The sequence below is a fragment of the Gluconacetobacter diazotrophicus PA1 5 genome (assembly GCF_000021325.1).
In the GTDB taxonomy this organism is placed as follows: domain Bacteria; phylum Pseudomonadota; class Alphaproteobacteria; order Acetobacterales; family Acetobacteraceae; genus Gluconacetobacter; species Gluconacetobacter diazotrophicus.
On record NC_011365.1, the window covers coordinates 1,762,860 to 1,778,062 of the forward strand.

Annotated in this window: 13 protein-coding genes, 2 pseudogenes and 1 other annotated feature; of the genes and pseudogenes, 7 read left to right on the plus strand and 8 right to left on the minus strand. The window is 63.7% G+C overall.

Annotated elements, in window-relative coordinates; genetic code table 11:
- Positions 1-139 precede the first annotated feature (139 nt).
- The 4 genes from GDIA_RS07915 to GDIA_RS07930 all read left to right on the plus strand — a co-directional run bounded on the left by GDIA_RS07915 (position 140) and on the right by GDIA_RS07930 (position 6,168).
- Positions 140-2,590, plus strand: coding sequence for a TonB-dependent receptor plug domain-containing protein (locus GDIA_RS07915; protein ID WP_012553858.1), 2,451 nt, complete (start codon positions 140-142; stop codon positions 2,588-2,590).
- A gap of 180 nt (positions 2,591-2,770) precedes the next feature.
- Complete coding sequence (locus GDIA_RS07920) at positions 2,771-4,240, plus strand: NAD-dependent succinate-semialdehyde dehydrogenase (protein WP_012553859.1); 1,470 nt, start codon at positions 2,771-2,773, stop codon at positions 4,238-4,240.
- Positions 4,237-5,100 carry a GNAT family N-acetyltransferase gene (locus tag GDIA_RS07925; protein WP_012553860.1) on the plus strand — a complete coding sequence of 288 codons (864 nt, stop codon included), beginning with the start codon at positions 4,237-4,239 and terminating at the stop codon, positions 5,098-5,100. Before GDIA_RS07920 ends, GDIA_RS07925 begins: the two co-directional genes overlap by 4 nt.
- Positions 5,101-5,241: 141 nt before the next feature.
- Positions 5,242-6,168 carry a 2-hydroxyacid dehydrogenase gene (locus GDIA_RS07930; RefSeq protein WP_012553861.1) on the plus strand — a complete coding sequence of 309 codons (927 nt, stop codon included), beginning with the start codon at positions 5,242-5,244 and terminating at the stop codon, positions 6,166-6,168.
- 42 nt (positions 6,169-6,210) lie between these two features.
- On the opposite strand, the gene GDIA_RS07935 is transcribed toward GDIA_RS07930, so the two are convergent.
- The 6 genes and pseudogenes from GDIA_RS07935 to istA (GDIA_RS07960) form a co-directional block, all read right to left on the minus strand.
- Complete coding sequence (locus GDIA_RS07935; RefSeq protein ID WP_012222764.1) at positions 6,211-7,035, minus strand: family 1 encapsulin nanocompartment shell protein; 825 nt, start codon at positions 7,033-7,035, stop codon at positions 6,211-6,213.
- A gap of 1 nt (position 7,036) precedes the next feature.
- Positions 7,037-8,077, minus strand: a complete 1,041-nt coding sequence (locus GDIA_RS07940; protein ID WP_012222762.1) for a Dyp-type peroxidase — start codon at positions 8,075-8,077, stop codon at positions 7,037-7,039.
- Between the two features lie 224 nt (positions 8,078-8,301).
- On the minus strand, positions 8,302-8,778 hold the full coding sequence (locus tag GDIA_RS07945) for a TetR-like C-terminal domain-containing protein (protein WP_231854188.1): 477 nt from the start codon (positions 8,776-8,778) through the stop codon (positions 8,302-8,304).
- A 181-nt stretch (positions 8,779-8,959) separates the two neighbouring features.
- Positions 8,960-9,796, minus strand: a complete 837-nt coding sequence (locus GDIA_RS07950) for an IS5-like element ISGdi1 family transposase (protein ID WP_012222260.1) — start codon at positions 9,794-9,796, stop codon at positions 8,960-8,962.
- Positions 9,797-9,977: 181 nt separating this feature from the next.
- The gene (gene istB, locus GDIA_RS07955; protein WP_012553061.1) at positions 9,978-10,748 is read right to left on the minus strand and encodes an IS21-like element ISGdi17 family helper ATPase IstB; all 771 of its coding nucleotides are present in this window, start codon (positions 10,746-10,748) and stop codon (positions 9,978-9,980) included.
- A pseudogene (gene istA, locus GDIA_RS07960) lies at positions 10,738-11,376 on the minus strand (IS21-like element ISGdi17 family transposase); the annotation flags it as partial. The gene istB and the pseudogene istA (GDIA_RS07960), both read right to left, overlap by 11 nt.
- Before the next feature lie 44 nt (positions 11,377-11,420).
- Between istA (GDIA_RS07960) and GDIA_RS07970 the strand changes: the two are divergent.
- A protein-coding gene (locus GDIA_RS07970; RefSeq protein ID WP_076611705.1) for an IS3-like element ISGdi14 family transposase occupies positions 11,421-12,649 on the plus strand; the annotation gives its coding sequence in 2 pieces (ribosomal slippage) (positions 11,421-11,709 and positions 11,709-12,649; 1,230 coding nt in all).
- Positions 11,702-11,816: a sequence feature (AL1L pseudoknot), on the plus strand. It overlaps the preceding gene by 115 nt.
- Positions 12,650-12,688: 39 nt before the next feature.
- Here GDIA_RS07970 and istA (GDIA_RS07975) read toward each other — a convergent pair.
- Positions 12,689-13,582, minus strand: a pseudogene (gene istA / locus GDIA_RS07975) (IS21-like element ISGdi17 family transposase); the annotation flags it as partial.
- Positions 13,583-13,919: 337 nt separating this feature from the next.
- On the opposite strand from istA (GDIA_RS07975), the gene GDIA_RS07980 reads away from it, so the two are divergent.
- Together GDIA_RS07980 and GDIA_RS07985 are read left to right on the plus strand one after the other, a co-directional pair.
- Positions 13,920-14,171 (plus strand): type II toxin-antitoxin system Phd/YefM family antitoxin, encoded by a 252-nt coding sequence (locus tag GDIA_RS07980; RefSeq protein WP_012222748.1) that lies wholly within the window; start codon positions 13,920-13,922, stop codon positions 14,169-14,171.
- Positions 14,172-14,180: 9 nt separating this feature from the next.
- Positions 14,181-14,612, plus strand: coding sequence for a hypothetical protein (locus GDIA_RS07985; RefSeq protein ID WP_012222746.1), 432 nt, complete (start codon positions 14,181-14,183; stop codon positions 14,610-14,612).
- An 11-nt stretch (positions 14,613-14,623) separates the two neighbouring features.
- Here the strand turns inward: GDIA_RS07985 and GDIA_RS07990 are convergent, their stop codons facing one another.
- Positions 14,624-15,181 carry a flavin reductase family protein gene (locus GDIA_RS07990; RefSeq protein WP_012553864.1) on the minus strand — a complete coding sequence of 186 codons (558 nt, stop codon included), beginning with the start codon at positions 15,179-15,181 and terminating at the stop codon, positions 14,624-14,626.
- Positions 15,182-15,203 lie beyond the last annotated feature (22 nt).

A 15,203-nucleotide genomic window follows, 5' to 3' on the forward strand; every position in this document is an offset into this window, starting at 1 on the left:
ACATGCCCGTCGTTCCGTGCCCACAATAAGCGGGCCAGCCGCCACGAATACTGGCGCAATGCATGTGTCTCGCGGTGCCTGACCGGATATCGGCTGCCGCAGGCGGGTTTTTTTCGATATTGCTTCAAGGAGCGGGAAAGTGCGACGAACGACCATCCTTCTTTCCGCCACGACGGCACTGGTGACGATGGCGGGCCCTGCGGCGCCGAGCCGCGCCCACGCGCAGTCCGTGAGCGATACGACCGCCACGCCCACGCCCCCCGCGCCTTCGACCGTCATGCGCAAGGTCGCCAGGACCGCGTCGGCATCGCCGGCCACGGATGGCGACAAGGACGAGCAGGTGATCGTCACCGGCACGCGCGATCCGCACCAGACCGCGCGCAGCAGCGTCAGCCCGATCCAGGTCGTCACCGCGGCGCAGCTTGCCGCCACCGGGCAGGCCGACGTCCGCGACGCGCTGATCCAGCTTGCGCCGTCCGTCGCGCGGTCCATCCGCGTGAACGGCAGCGCCAACATGACCGACGCGATCAGCCTGCGCGGCCTGACGCCGAACCAGACCCTGGTCCTGGTGAACGGCAAGCGCCGGCACACCACGGCCGTCCTGTCGAACAACGCGGGGCCCCAGCAGGGCGCGACGCCCGTCGATATCGACATGATTCCGGTTTCGGCCGTCGATCACATCGAAATCCTGCAGGACGGCGCCGCCGCGCAATATGGTTCGGACGCGATCGCGGGCGTGGTCAACATCATCCTCAAGCACGATACGCACGGGCTGGAGGCCCAGTCGCTGAACGGCGGGCGCTATGCGGGTGACGGCTTTACCTCCGGCGAATCGCTGAACTGGGGAACATCCCTGTCCGGACGTGGGTTTTTCGACCTGAACGCGGAATACAAATACCAGGACCACACATTCCGCGCCACGCCGGACAGCCGCACCGGCCGCAACGACTTCATGGATATCGGCGACCCGCGCCAGCAGCGCGAGACGATCGGCTACAACATGGAATATGCCATCACCGACGATGTGAAGCTGTATTCCTTCGCGACCTATGGCCACCGGAACGGGGAAAGCTACCAGGATTACCGCGTCCCCACCGCCAGCCTGCCCATGTACCCCTACGGATTCAGCCCGCAGGAAACCCTGGACGAGAACGATTACAGCGTGACCGTCGGTTTCAAGGGCCGCAAGTTCAACTGGGACTGGGATTTGAGCACGACCTACGGCGGAGATTCCGAGCGGATGGGACTGTTCGACAGCATCAACACCGCAATGCTTCAGAATTTCGGCTCTTCGCCCACGCGATTCCATCTGATGTCGTTCAGCAACACCCAGTGGACGACCGATGCCGGCGTGCGCCGCGCCTTCGACGTCCCCCTGTTGGCGGCGCCGCTGAATCTGGCACTGGGCGCGCAATATCGTTATGACAGCTACCATATCGGCGCGGGCGACATGGGATCGTATTACGGCACCGGCGCGTCGGCCTTCCATGGGCTGAGCCCGGACAACGCCAGCGACAGCAACCGCGACGTGACGGCCGGATATATCGATGTTTCCACCCAGCTTCTGCCGAAATGGCAGGTGGACCTGGCGGGGCGGTTCGAACATTACACCGACGCGGGCGATACCGAGACCGGCAAGGTTTCGTCGCGCTATGACGTCAACCGGTATTTCGGCCTGCGCGGCACCGTCGCCAGCGGCTTCCGCGCCCCGACCCTGGCCGAGGAGCACTGGTCGAACATGTCCGTCGCCGCGACGACGGCCACCGGTTACATTCCCGTCGATTCCGCCGGGGCGCGACTGCTGGGCGCGAAGCCGCTGAAGCCCGAACGGTCGACCAGCTTCAGCGCCGGCTTCGTCGTCAACCCGATCGACAACCTGCATGTAACGGTCGACGCCTACCAGATCGACCTGCGGGACCGGATCATGGCGGCCGGCGTCTATAACGGCGCCAGCGCCATCGAGGCGCTGGCGCTGAACGGCTTCGCCATTCCCGCCGGGGTGACGGCGAACGCGGTCACGGCGCAATATTACGCCAATGCCGCCAGCACCCGCACGCGCGGCCTGGACATCACGGCGAACTACCTGACGCGCCTGGGCCGGTACGGCCGCATCAACTGGGACGTGGCCGCCAATTTCAACCAGACCACCATCCGCCACGTGGCCGAGGACGGAAACGGCAATTCCCTGCTCAACGCGCAGCAGGAAGCCTACCTGACCAGCTACACGCCCAGGAACCGGGTCATTTTCGGCGGCGTCTGGCATTACGGCGACCTGGACTTCACCGTCCATGAAATCCGCTACGGCCATGCGACATCGCAACTGGAGTACTATACCGGCCCGCTGGCCTATTCGAACACGCAGTTCATGCGCTTCCTCAACCCGCCGCGCTACGAGACCAACCTCGTGATCGGCTACCAGGTCAGCCCGCGCTGGCATGTGGCGCTGGGCGCGAACAATGTCGGCAATGCCAGGCAGAAGAAGATTCCGGAACAGTTCCGCTACCTTGGCGCCTATGCCTATGACGTGAATATCGAACAGATCGGCTACAATGGCGGGTTCTACTACTTCCAGGTCAACTTCAAGCTCTGATCGCGCGCGGGCGGCAGGAAATGCCGCCCGCGGTTTGCAATTCAGCACATTGTGCGCGAGACCGCGACGAAACCGGCGTGGCGTCGCTGGAAACCCATGCTCTACTGCACGGCGCCGCGCTGGCCCGGATGGGGGCCGTCGTGACGGCAGGCGGCCGGCATTTTCACGGAGACGAACCGCATGACCGCACCGACCCTGAACGACCCGGACCTGTTCCGCCAGCAGGCCTTCATTGCCGGCGCATGGGTCGACGCCGACGACGGACGGACGATCCCGGTGGACGACCCCGCCACGGGCGCGATCATCGGCCATGTCCCGGACTGCGGCGCCCCCCAGGCCCGCGCCGCGATCGACGCCGCCGCACGGGCCCAGGCCGACTGGAAGCACCGTCCCCCTGCCGAACGCGCCGCCATCCTGATGGCCTGGTACGACCTGATGCTGGAACACAGCGAAGACCTGGCGCGGATCATGACCATCGAGCAGGGCAAGATCCTGGCCGAGGCGCTGGGTGAAGTCCGCTACGCCGCGTCGTTCTTCAAATGGTTCGCCGAGGAAGCGCGGCGCATCGACGGCGCGGTCCTGGCCCCGCCCGCGCGCGACCGCCGCATCCTGGTGCTGAAGGAACCGGTGGGGGTCAGCGCCGCGATCACGCCGTGGAACTTCCCGCTGGCCATGATCACCCGCAAATGCGCCCCCGCCCTGGCGGCCGGATGCAGCATGGTGATCAAGCCGTCCGAACTGACGCCCTTTTCCGCGCTGGCGGTGGCCCGGCTGGGCGAACGTGCCGGCGTGCCCGCCGGGATGATCAGCATCGTCACCGGCATGCCGGAGGCCATCGGCGCGGAACTGACCGCCAACCCGGTGGTGCGCAAACTGTCCTTCACCGGTTCGACCCGGGTCGGGGCGATCCTGATGCGGCAGTCCGCCGACACCATCAAGCGGCTGAGCCTCGAACTGGGCGGCAACGCGCCGTTCCTCGTCTTCGACGACGCCGCATGCGATCTGGCGGTGCAGGGGGCGATGGCCAGCAAGTTCCGCAATGCCGGCCAGACCTGCATCTGCGCCAACCGCGTGCTGGTCCAGTCCGGCATCCATGACCGGTTCGTCGCACACCTGCTGGACGCCGTTGCGGCGCTGCGGGTCGGGTCGGGCCTCGATCCGGCCGCGACCCTGGGTCCGCTGATCAACGACGCCGCGGTGGCCAAGGTGCGCGCGCATGTCGAGGACGCGCTGGCCCGGGGCGCACGCTATGCCTCCGCCCCGCTGCATGTCGATGGCCGCTTTGTCAGCCCGGTGGTCCTGACCGGGGTCACGGCCGACATGCTGATCGCGCGCGAGGAAACGTTCGGCCCCGTCCTGCCGGTCTTCCGCTTCGACACGGAAGAGGAAGCCGTGCGCCTGGCCAATGCGACGCCGTTCGGGCTGGCGAGCTATTTCTTCACCGGCAGCCTGGACCGCGCCTGGCGGGTGGGCGAGGCGCTGGAATTCGGCATGGTCGGGCTGAATACCGGCGCGATCTCGATGGAATCGGCGCCGTTCGGCGGGGTCAAGCAATCGGGCCTGGGCCGCGAAGGCGGCCATCCCGGGCTGGACGAGTTCCTGGAAATCAAGAGCTTCCACATGGGCGGGCTCGGGAGTGGCACGGCATGATCGACGAAGACCGTCCTTCCGCGATCTCGCTCCGCGCCATGCGGGACACCGACATCGAGGCCGCCAGCCTGCTGTCGAAGGCCCTGGGCTGGCCGCACCGGCTGGAGGACTGGCAGTTCATGTTCGCGGCCGGCCACGGGCTGGTTGCCGAAACGCCGGCGGGGGAACTCGTCGGGACGATCCTGTGGTGGACCTACGGCGCGCACGATGCCTCGCTGGGCATGGTGATCGTCTCGGGCGCGTGGCAGGGCCACGGGATCGGCCGACGGCTGATGAGCGGCGCCCGCAGCGCCCTGCCCGGCCGCACCCTGCACCTGAACGCAACCCCGGTCGGCATACCGCTGTATGAAAAGCTGGGCTTTTCCCCCTGCGGGCTGGTCGAGCAGCGCCAGGCCATCGCCGCGACCCAGCCGCTGATCCCCCTGCCCGAAGGCATGCGCCTGCGACCGGCGGGGCAGAGCGACCTGGCCGCCCTTTCGGCCCTGGACCATGCGGCGACCGGCATGGCGCGGCAAGACCTGCTGCACGCCCTGCTGGGGGCCGGGCGGGGCATCGTGGTGGATGATGGCGGAACGATCGTCGGCTATTCGATCTGTCGCCCGTTCGGATGGGGCAACGTCATCGGCCCGGTGATCGCCACCACCGACCTGTTCGCCTCGGCGATGATCGCCCACTGGATCGGCAGCGGCGCGGGGCAGTTCACGCGCATCGACGTGCCGGCCGCGTGCGGCCTGACCGCGTGGCTGGACGAGGTCGGGCTGCCACGGGTCGATACCGTGACGACGATGCGCACCGCGACCGATCGCGAGGGCGCGCGGGGGACGACGGTTTTTGCCCTGTGCAGTCAGGCGCTGGGGTAGCAACGTTCTTTTTTGAAAAAAAGAACCAAAAAACTTTTGATCTGTTCGGGAGCCTTGTGCCGGGTACATGCGACGGCCCAAAACGGATAAAAGTCTTTTTGCTTCTTTTTCTTCAGAAAAAGAAGAAATCAGGAAACTTTCATGTCCTTCGTCATCAAATCCACCCCGGAACGCGCCGCCATCTGGTCCGCCCTGTTCGCGGCCCACATGCCCGACCAGAAGATCGAGATCTGGCCCGATATCGCCGATCCACATTCCGTCGAATTCCTGGCCGCCTGGGTACCGCCCCGGGACCTGGAGCAGACATTTCCCAACCTGAAGGTGCTGTTTTCGGTCGGCGCGGGGGTGGACCAGTTGGACCTGTCCGCCGTGCCGGCCCATGTGCAGGTCGTGCGCATGATCGAATCCGGCCTGACCGACGGCATGGTGGATTACGTGCGGTTCTCGGTCCTCGCCCTGCATCGGGGCATGCTGCGCTACGTGGCGCAGCAGCGCGAGCAGGTATGGAAAGCGCACCCCTATGTGCCGGCGTCGGCGCTGACTGTAGGCGTGATGGGCCTGGGGCAGCTCGGCCTGCCGGTCGTCGAGGCCGTACGGGCGCTGGGCTATGGCTGCCGGGGCTGGGCGCGGAGCCGGCGCGACATCGACGGCATTCCGACCTTCGCCGGGCAGGAGGAACTGGATGCGTTCCTGGGCGGGACGGACATCCTGGTCTGCCTTCTGCCGCTGACCGCCGAAACGACGGGACTTCTGGCCCGGCCGCTTTTCTCGCGCCTGCCGCGCGGCGCGGGGCTGGTCCATTGCGGGCGGGGCAAGCAACTGGTGCTGGACGACCTGATGGCCGCGCTGGATGCCGGGGAACTGGGCGGCGCCATCGTCGATGTCACCGATCCCGAGCCGCTGCCGCCCGGCCACGCCCTGTGGAACCGGGCGGATGTCCTGATCACCCCCCACACGGCCAGCATCACCCAAGCGGAAACGGGCGGGAAATCCATCGTGGAGAACCTGCAACGCTACCGAAAGGGCGACCCCCTCAAGGGCCTGGTGGACAGAACCATCGGGTACTGACCCGTCATCGGGGCCAGGGCCACAGGCCCTGGCGGGTTCGCGTTACGGGGCCGAGGGCGCTTCGTTCTTCGCAGCTGACAATGCCACGGATGCCTCGGTCGTCAGCAACTGGAACGTAAAGCTCTCCTGAAGGTAAAGCTCCACGGAATCCGCGGAATGGCTGCTGTACCCGATGGAAAAGTCCTGGCCGATATCCAGTTCGAAATCGCCGCCACGGGTGGACAGGACGAAGCCCCCCTCGATCGCCGGGGCCCAGACGATCTTGCCGTCGATCAGGCTCTCGATATGCCGGAAGACGGGATATCCCTCATCGTCGCCGCCGCTCAGCGCGGTATAGACGCCGGCGCCGAGCACCACGGCGTAGGGTCCGTTGACGCCGGCAAGGCGAAGCTGGTTCAGCGCCGCCGCGATGGCCGCCGGATAGTCGCTGGCGGAAGACGGCAGGGCCAGTTTCGGGTTCGAGGTGCCCTCACGAAGGCCCAGGATTCCGGCAGCGGCGTAACCGTCGAATACCGCCCGGTCTTCGGCGAACGCGATTTTCTTCGCGGCGTCCTTCAGGGGTTGCCAGTCCGAATCACCCGCGCCACGCTCCACATCGTCGATCGCGTCCCGCGCCAGCGTGAAGGGCACGCGCAGTTCCACCAGCGGCAGCACGTTGCGCCGGACGGCGCGAATATCGCTTCCGGGTGCGTCGATGCGCTCGACATGGCCGGTGCCGACAGCCGAAAACCCGAATCCCTTCGCCTCCGGCACATCGACCACGCGCCGGGCGGCCAGGTAGCGCTTGAGCGTGCGGGAGGCCTCTTCCTCGATCTGCGCCCATGCGGCTTCAGAAATCGGCGCGAGTTCCCGATGCAGATTGTTCATGTCAGACTTTTTCCTTCAATGAGCCGATTCCGAGCGAGCCGTATGCCGAAGGCGACGGGGGGGCGCTTCCCCCTGCCCCGGACCCGTCCGCAGCACAGCCGGCGGCCGGTGCGTACGGCGGGACACTGTCCAGGAACGTCGCCGTCGGGATGAAGAACAACGTCCCCGTCACCGCACGGCTGACATCGAGCAGGCGGTCGTAATTACCCGGCGGATTGCCGACGAACATGTTTTCGAGCATGCGCTCGATCCGCGAGGGTGCCCGGGCGTAGCCGATGAAATAGGTGCCGAACGCGCCCTTGCCGACCTCGCCGAACGGCATGTTCGCGCGCAGGATCTGCAATTGCTGTCCGTCTTCCTCGATCGTCGTCAGGACATTATGGGCGTAGCTGGGCTTGGCCGCGTCATCCAGTTCGATGTCGGACAGCTTCTTCCGGCCGATGATCTTCTCCTGCACCTCGACCGGGATCATGTTCCATTTCTTCAGGTCGTGAAGATATTTCTGCACGATCACATAGCTGCCGCCGGCGAAGAGAGGGTCCTCGTCCCCGATAATGGTGGCGTCGAAGGCGTCCTGGTTGACCGGGTTTTCGGTGCCGTCGACGAAGCCGAGCAGATCGCGCTCGTCGAAATATTTGAAGCCGTGTATTTCGTCCACGACGGTGGCCGTGCCTTCGAGACGGGCGGTAATCTGCGCCGCGAGTTCGAAGCACAGATCCATGCGCGCGGCACGGATGTGGAACAGCAGGTCGCCCGGGGTGGCCGGCGCGTGATGGACCCCATGGATCTCGCGGAAGGAATGCAGGTCCCGTGGCTTCGGGGCACCGAAAATACGATCCCAGGCGTCCGAACCGATCCCCATCACGCATAACAACTGGCCATCGGGGGCCCGGAAACCAGCCCCGCGGACCAGGGATGAGAGGTCGGCGCACAAATCCCGCACCGCCGCGTCATGTTCGGCGCGCGCGTCCAGCGTGACGACGAATATGATGGCGGCGGATGTCAGCTTGGCATCAACAGGTTGTGGATAAGCTGAGGACAAGCCTGACTTCCCTTATGCTGCATTCGACGGCGCGTATGGTGGACGCCAAATAGAATGCCCCTGATAGCCCGTGATGTAAACTGAGCGGGCCCCGTCTGTGCGGACCACCGCCGGCATCATCTGGCCGCAACCGGCCGCCCCGCCCCCGAACTTGCGCCATTACTTTCTCTCGCGAGCATAACGAGGATGCCGCGCGTCATGCCGGTCCCGCAGTGCCTTCCCCGTCACATCCGACGCACCAGCGGCAGGAAGATGTCGTCGACGATTTCGCGGATCGCATCCTCCGACAGGGGCTGAAAGGTCATCATCATCTCGTGGCGGGCGAGGTCGAGCGGAAGCGACGCGATCCGGGGTGTAAGACGGGCGGGATCGATCTCGCCCCGTTCGATGGCCCGGCCGATGACGGCATGAAATTGGCTGCCATCTACGATGCGCGCCCGTATGTCGGCGAAGCTCGACCGCTCGGCGACAAGATCCTTCTGCATGTCGAAGAACAGTTGCAGGTCTCGGGACCCGGCGCGATCCGACATGCACCGGAGAAGCAGACGGAGTTCGTCGCGCAGACTGCCCATATCCGGAATGACGATATTCGCTCGCGCGAATTGCTGTGCGAGTGCGGCCGTCGCGAGCGCCGTGCGGCTCGGCCAACGCCGGTGCAGTACCGGACGGCTGGTTTCCGCACGGCGGGCGACGTTCTCCATCGTCAGTCCCTCATAACCGCGCTCCATTACTTCAGCCCAGGCGGCCTCAAGGATCGCCTCTTCCAGCGCCGCACCGCGTCGACGTGTCCGCCCTCGAACTCTCATGGCACTCCATTAAGATACATTGCGAATCTTATTGCCTCTCCTCGCGCGCCCTATAAGAGCCCGATCCGAAAGTTCTTCAACCGTGACAATGCCTTGCTGTCCGTCGTGTGAGCATTCGGATCGAGGCGATCAATGTCCATGCGGTTGAGGAAGCAATGGATTGTTCCCAGTCTTTGGCGAGCCGCCTGCACCGTCCCAGCCATGCGAATGTCCGTTCAACCACCCAGCGGCGCGGCAGGATCTGAAAGCCCTTCGCCGTATCGGACCGCCTGATGATTTCAAGGGTCCATTTTCCCATGGAGGCGAGCGCGGATCGCAATTTGTCGCCAGCATAGCCGCCATCAGCGAAGATGTGGCGCAGCCAGGGAAAGCGCCTGCGTATCGCTGCCAGGACATCAACAGCCCCATCACGGTCCTGGATGTCGGCGGCATGAACGAGGAGAAAGATCAGGAAGCCGCAGGTATCCGTCACAATATGGCGCTTGCGGCCCTTGACCTTCTTCCCCGCGTCATAGCCCGAAAGCCCGCCACTTTCCGTGGTTTTCACCGACTGGCTGTCAATCACGCCCGCGCTCGGAGAGGCTTCACGCCCCTCGATCTCGCGCAGGCTCATGACCAGCACCGTATTCATGACTTCGAACACTCCGGCACCACGCCAGGCGTAAAAATAGCGCCTGACGGTCGAGACCGGCGGAAAGCATTTCGGCAGCAGGCGCCACGCACACCCGGCCGAGGCTATGTAGAGCATCGCGTTGACCACCTCGCGCATATCCGTAGTGCGGGGGCGACCGCCCCGTTTCGCCGGGGGTACAAATGGCATGATCAAAGCCCACTCCCCGTCCGTCATATCCGATGGATATCGCAACCCTTCCCGGCTATGTTCACGTCGGGCAATACCAGTCCATGTCACCATTCACTCCATCTCTTCGCAAAGACGGATGAATCACAACAGGCTGGTATTGTTCAAAAACTTTCGGATCGAGCTCTAAGATGCGCGAGGAGTCTTATTGTTAATTTCTGCTGAGATTTGACCCTGGGTTTTCATCGAGAACTGACCCGGCCTTTGGTTATCTCTGCTATGTTTTATGGGCTGGTCAAGCGGTTGCCTTTTCCTTCCGGTTCCTGGGGGCGGCGGAGCTTGCGCGGAACCGGTAGCTGTCATTTCCGGTTTCGAGGATATGACAGTGGTGGGTAAGGCGATCGAGCAGGGCTGTCGTCATTTTGGGATCACCGAAGACTTCGCCCCATTCGCTGAAGCTCAGATTGATGACGCTGGTGCGCTCGTAGAGACGGCTGAGGAGATGGAACAGCAGGGCACCGCCTGATGCGCTGAACGGCAAATAGCCAAGTTCGTCCAGGATCACGAGATCGAGGCGCAGGAGACGTTCCGCGATCTGTCCTGCGCGATTGGCGGTTTTTTCCTGTTCGAGGGCGTTGACGAGGTCGACCGTGGACCAGAACCGTATCTTCTTGCGGTGATGTTCGATCGCCTGCACGGCAAGTGCGGTGGCCAGATGGGTCTTGCCGGTTCCTGGTCCACCAATGAGGACGACGTTGTCGGCACGGTCGATGAAATCCCCGGCATGGAGTTGACGGACCATGGCCTCGTTGACCTCGGCGGCCGAGAAATCGAACCCTGCCAAATCTTTGTAGGCCGGGAACCTGGCAGTCTTGGTTTGATAGGCGATGGAGCGCACCTCTCGCTCGGCGAGTTCCGCCTTCAAAAGCTGGGAGAGGACGGGGATGGCGGCCTCGAATGCCGGCGCACCCTGTTCGGTCAGTTCGGCCGTGGCCTGGGCCATGCCATACATCCGCAGGCCGCGCAGCATGACGACGAGGGCACCGGCCGCGGGATCATGACGCATGACGGGCCTCCCCGCGCAGGGCGTCATACCGTCCGGTATCGGCCTGAGGCTCGCGTTCGAGCACCAATGCCTGCGGCGCGTCGAGCCTGGGTGCTCCTGTTTTCTTGGCGTCCGTCAGACGATGCAACGTATTGAGGACGTGTGTCTTGGTGGCTACTCCCTCCTCGAGCGCGAGTTCAACCGCGCAAAGCACGGCCTGCTCATCATGCTGCAGCACCAGGGCGAGGATCTCGACCATTTCCCGGTCGCCGCCCGTGCGCCGGAGGAGGTGCGTCTGCAGCGTCCGGAACGCCTCGGGCAATTCAGAGAAGGGCGCGCCATTGCGCAAGGCCCCGGGTTTGCGCTGGAGCACCGCCAGGTAATGCCGCCAGTCATAGATCGTGCGACCGGGCACGCCGTGGGACCGCTCGACGATCCGGGGATGTTCGCATAGTATCCGTCCCTCGGCCGCGATCACCAACCGGTCGGGATAGACGCGCAGGCTGACCGGCCGATTGGCAAAAGAGGCGGGCACACTGTAGCGGTTGCTTTCGAACTGCACGAGGCAAGTCGGCGAAACCCGTTTGGTATGTTCGACGAACCCGTCGAACGGGCGCCCTGGAACCATCAGGTGAGGCACTTCTGAAGCGTCCCGGGTTTCCCGGAGGCTCCTATCTGTGAGAAGGAGCTATGATGAACACGATGAGCCAGAGATTTTCGCCTGAGGTCCGTGAGCGTGCGGTCCGTATGGTTGGGGAGCATCGGGCCGATTACGGGTCGGAATGGGCTGCGATGACATCGATTGCTGCCAAGATCGGTTGCACGGCGGAGACCTTGCGCCGCTGGTGCCGCGATGAGGCCAGGCGGCGAGCGGGACCGGCGGGGCAAGCTGGTGACGAACGCGTTCGGCTCAAGGAACTTGAGCGCGAGGTCAAGGAGTTGCGCCGCGCCAACGAGATCCTGCGCAAGGCATCGGCGTATTTTGCGATGGCGGAGCTCGACCGCCGCGGGAAATGATGATGGCGTTCATCGACGCCCATCGCGAGGACTTGGGTATCGAGCCGATCTGCCGCGAACTGGCGATTGCCCCATCCTCCTATCACGAACATGCTGTCCGTCTGGCGGACCCCGCCAGGCGGCCTGCGCGTGCCCGGCGCGACGACGAACTGAAGGACGAGATCAAGCGGGTATATGACGCCAGTTCAAAGCTCTACGGGACGCGCAAAGTCTGGCATCAGATGCGCCGTGAAGGCATTGAGGTGGCCAAATGCACCGTGGAACGCCTGATGCGTGCCATGGGCCTAGCCGGCATTCGGCGAGGGAAGAGGACGGTCACGACCATCAGCAATCCCAAGGCTCCGTGCCCGCTGGACAAGGTGAACCGCGCATTCCGCGTGAGCCGGCCGAATGCCCTGTGGGTGGTCGATTTCACCTACGTCCACACATGGGCCGGCTTCGTCTATGTCGCCTTCGTGATCGACGCCTATGCCCGGCGCATCGTCGGCTGGAAGGTCAGCACGTCAGCCACCGCCGGCTTCGTGCTGGACGCCCTGGAGCAGGCGATCCATGCCCGCAGGCCCGGACCCGAGGATGGCTTGATCCACCATAGTGACAGGGGCGTCCAATACCTCGCCATGAATTACACCCAGCGCCTGGCCGAGGCCGATCTGGTACCCTCGGTCGGCAGCGTCGGGGACTCCTATGACAATGCCCTGGCCGAGACCATCAACGGCCTCTACAAGGCCGAGGTCATCTGGCGGCAGCCTTCCTGGCCGACCGTATCGGCCGTGGAAATGGCAACATTGCGCTGGGTCGATTGGTTCAATAACCATCGCCTCTTTGGCCCCATCGGCTATATCCCACCCGCCGAGGCCGAAGCCAACTACTATGCAGCCCTCGAGATCATCGATATGGCTGCGTGACTCAAACCAAATGGCCTCCGGGAAACCCGGGACGCTTCATTCCGCCGCATGGGCCTCGGCGAGGCTGCCGGGCAATTCGACATGCCTCAAGATAGTCCAACGTTCCCGGCAACGCGCCTCGAGCCAGACGTTCAGGGAGGCCAGATCAGGAAAATGCGGCATCTCCTGCCAGATCTGCCGCCGGGCGTCCTGGACGGTCTTCTCGATTTGACCTTTCTCCCAACCCGCTGCCGGATTGCAGAACTCCGCCTCGAACAGATAATGGCTCACCAGGGCCGAAAAACGCAGATTGACCTGGCGGACCTTGCCGGGCCCAACCCGGTCCACGGCGGTTTTCATATTGTCAAAAATACCTCGACGCGCAACCCCGCCCAAAACGCGAAAGGCTTCCGTCAGCGCGTCGAACAGCATCTCGTGAGTCTGGAGCGGATACGCCCGCAGAATGAAGGCCCGGCTGTAGGACAGCTTGGTGTGGGCGACCTGCAGCTTGACGCGCCGCCCTCCGATCACCGCCCAGTCCTCTCCCCAGTCGAACTGGAAGGCCTCTCCGGGTTGAAAGCGCAGCGGAACGAACACGCCGCGTCCCGTCGTCTGCCGCGCCCTTTGCTGTTCCGCCTTCCAGTTCCGGATAAAGGCCGCAACCCGTCCATACGATCCGTCATAACCCAGCGCTACAAGGTCCGCATGCAGGCGCCGCCCCGTGCGGCGCTGCTTGCGCGACTTTGACGTCTCCAGAGCAAGCCAGGTCGCCAGTTTCTCCGCAAACGGGTCCAGCCGGCTCGGGCGCCCGGCAACCTTGAACTGCGGCTCAACCGTCTCCGCCCGGAGATACTTGCGGATCGTGTTGCGCGACAATCGCGTCCGACGCTCAATCTCGCGGATCGGTACATGATCCCGGTAATGCCACCGCCGGATCACACTCAACAATTCCATGCTGATCACTCCTTTAACCCCCGGACAGTTGCTCCGGGGAAGTGTCAGACACGGGTCAATTCTCAATGAAAATTTCCGCCCCTACAGGGTCAGTTCTCGCTGGAAATCAACACCTGTCCCCATTGGATGCGTGTTCCCGGCTGATCCATCGATCCCTCCCCTTGTCATGAGAGACAGCGAAGAACCGGGATTTTCCCGCATGCAAGCATGATCCGGCACCCATCGTACCAGAGCGGGCTGGAGCGAAGAAATACTTGCGCGTTGCGGAATCCGGTCTTGCACGCCCGACCAGGAATCCGTATCTTACGGAAGATAGATAAAAAGGAAGGATGCTTCCATGTCCACGACCGTGACCTCATCCGACGTGCAGAAGAATTTCGGCGCCTATCATGACCGTGCGCTCACCGAACCGGTGAAGGTCACGAAGTATGGTCGGGAGACGGTTTATATCGTCTCGGCCCAGACCTTTCACGCATTGAAACAGGCCCAGCGCGAAGCCATCGCCGCGACTGATCTCAACGATCATGAGATTGCCCTGATCGAAGCTGCGGAGATCCCCGAGGAACACCGCTACACTGTCGGTCAGTAAGCGCGCATCGTGCCCATTCCCGAGCCGACGCCTGGCCTGGTCATCTCGTATTCCTATCTCTGGCATGACCAGCACCGCGCTGGCGCCGAGGAAGGCCGGAAAGCCCGGCCCTGTGCCATTGTGGTTGCTGCCGCCGATGCCGATGGCGACTGCCAGGTTTATGTCGTGCCGATCACCCATTCCCAACCGGACGACCCACATGCGGTAGCACTCCCTGCAAACGTCAAACGACGCCTTGGGCTGGATGACGAACCGTCATGGATCATAACCGCCGAACTCAACCGCTTCGTGTGGCCCGGCTATGATCTGCGGCCCATCTCACGCAATCAACCCGACTGTTTCGCCTGGGGCTTCCTTCCGGTGGACATATTCGCGGCGGTCAAGCGAGGGATCGTCGCCCACCAGAAGGGTCGAAGCCTGCGGCAGACCCCACGGGAATGATCATCTGGGGATTACGATTTACGTGTGAGGACACTCGGCGGCAGTTTCGGGCGCATCATCGTGCGCCGATCCAGCACCGGCCCGTCGGTCACAAAGGTGCCATCGCCAATGGCATGCAGGGGAGACCGATCCGCGCGATGCGGATCGGCATGCGCGACGATCCCTTCAAGAATGACAATGCCATACGGCTCGATGATGTCGACGACGCGACATTCGATGTTCGCCAGACACTCAGTCAGAAGCGGCGCTTTCACATTGTCAGCCTTGCGACGGGCAAGACCGAATTTCTCGAACTTGTCCGTGTCCTTGCCAGAGCAGAGACCGATCCCCACCACTGTATCGAGCATGTCTGCGGACGGGATGGCGATCACACATTCACGCGTCTTCCCGATCGCCTTCCATGAGTAATTCCATGGACCAGTGGTAATCGCGAAACGCGCATCGAAATCCAGCACCATGGTCCAGGTGATGGTCATGATGTTGTCGCGCCCCCCGTCATGCGTGGTCACGAGCGTTACCGGCCCGGATTCCAGAAAGGTAAAAGCCCGATCAAGGGGAAACGGCTGCATGGCAGTCTCCGTTCGGTTGTCG

Coding starts and splice junctions, on each gene's coding strand:
- GDIA_RS07920 (WP_012553859.1), top strand. CDS start 2,771: ATGACCGCACCGACCCTGAACGACCCGGACCTGTTCCGCCAGCAGGCC.
- GDIA_RS07925 (WP_012553860.1), top strand. CDS start 4,237: ATGATCGACGAAGACCGTCCTTCCGCGATCTCGCTCCGCGCCATGCGG.
- GDIA_RS07930 (WP_012553861.1), top strand. CDS start 5,242: ATGTCCTTCGTCATCAAATCCACCCCGGAACGCGCCGCCATCTGGTCC.
- GDIA_RS07935 (WP_012222764.1), bottom strand. CDS start 7,035: ATGAACAATCTGCATCGGGAACTCGCGCCGATTTCTGAAGCCGCATGG.
- GDIA_RS07945 (WP_231854188.1), bottom strand. CDS start 8,778: ATGGAGAACGTCGCCCGCCGTGCGGAAACCAGCCGTCCGGTACTGCAC.
- GDIA_RS07950 (WP_012222260.1), bottom strand. CDS start 9,796: ATGGTGACATGGACTGGTATTGCCCGACGTGAACATAGCCGGGAAGGG.
- istB (WP_012553061.1), bottom strand. CDS start 10,748: ATGCGTCATGATCCCGCGGCCGGTGCCCTCGTCGTCATGCTGCGCGGC.
- GDIA_RS07980 (WP_012222748.1), top strand. CDS start 13,920: ATGTCCACGACCGTGACCTCATCCGACGTGCAGAAGAATTTCGGCGCC.
- GDIA_RS07990 (WP_012553864.1), bottom strand. CDS start 15,181: ATGCAGCCGTTTCCCCTTGATCGGGCTTTTACCTTTCTGGAATCCGGG.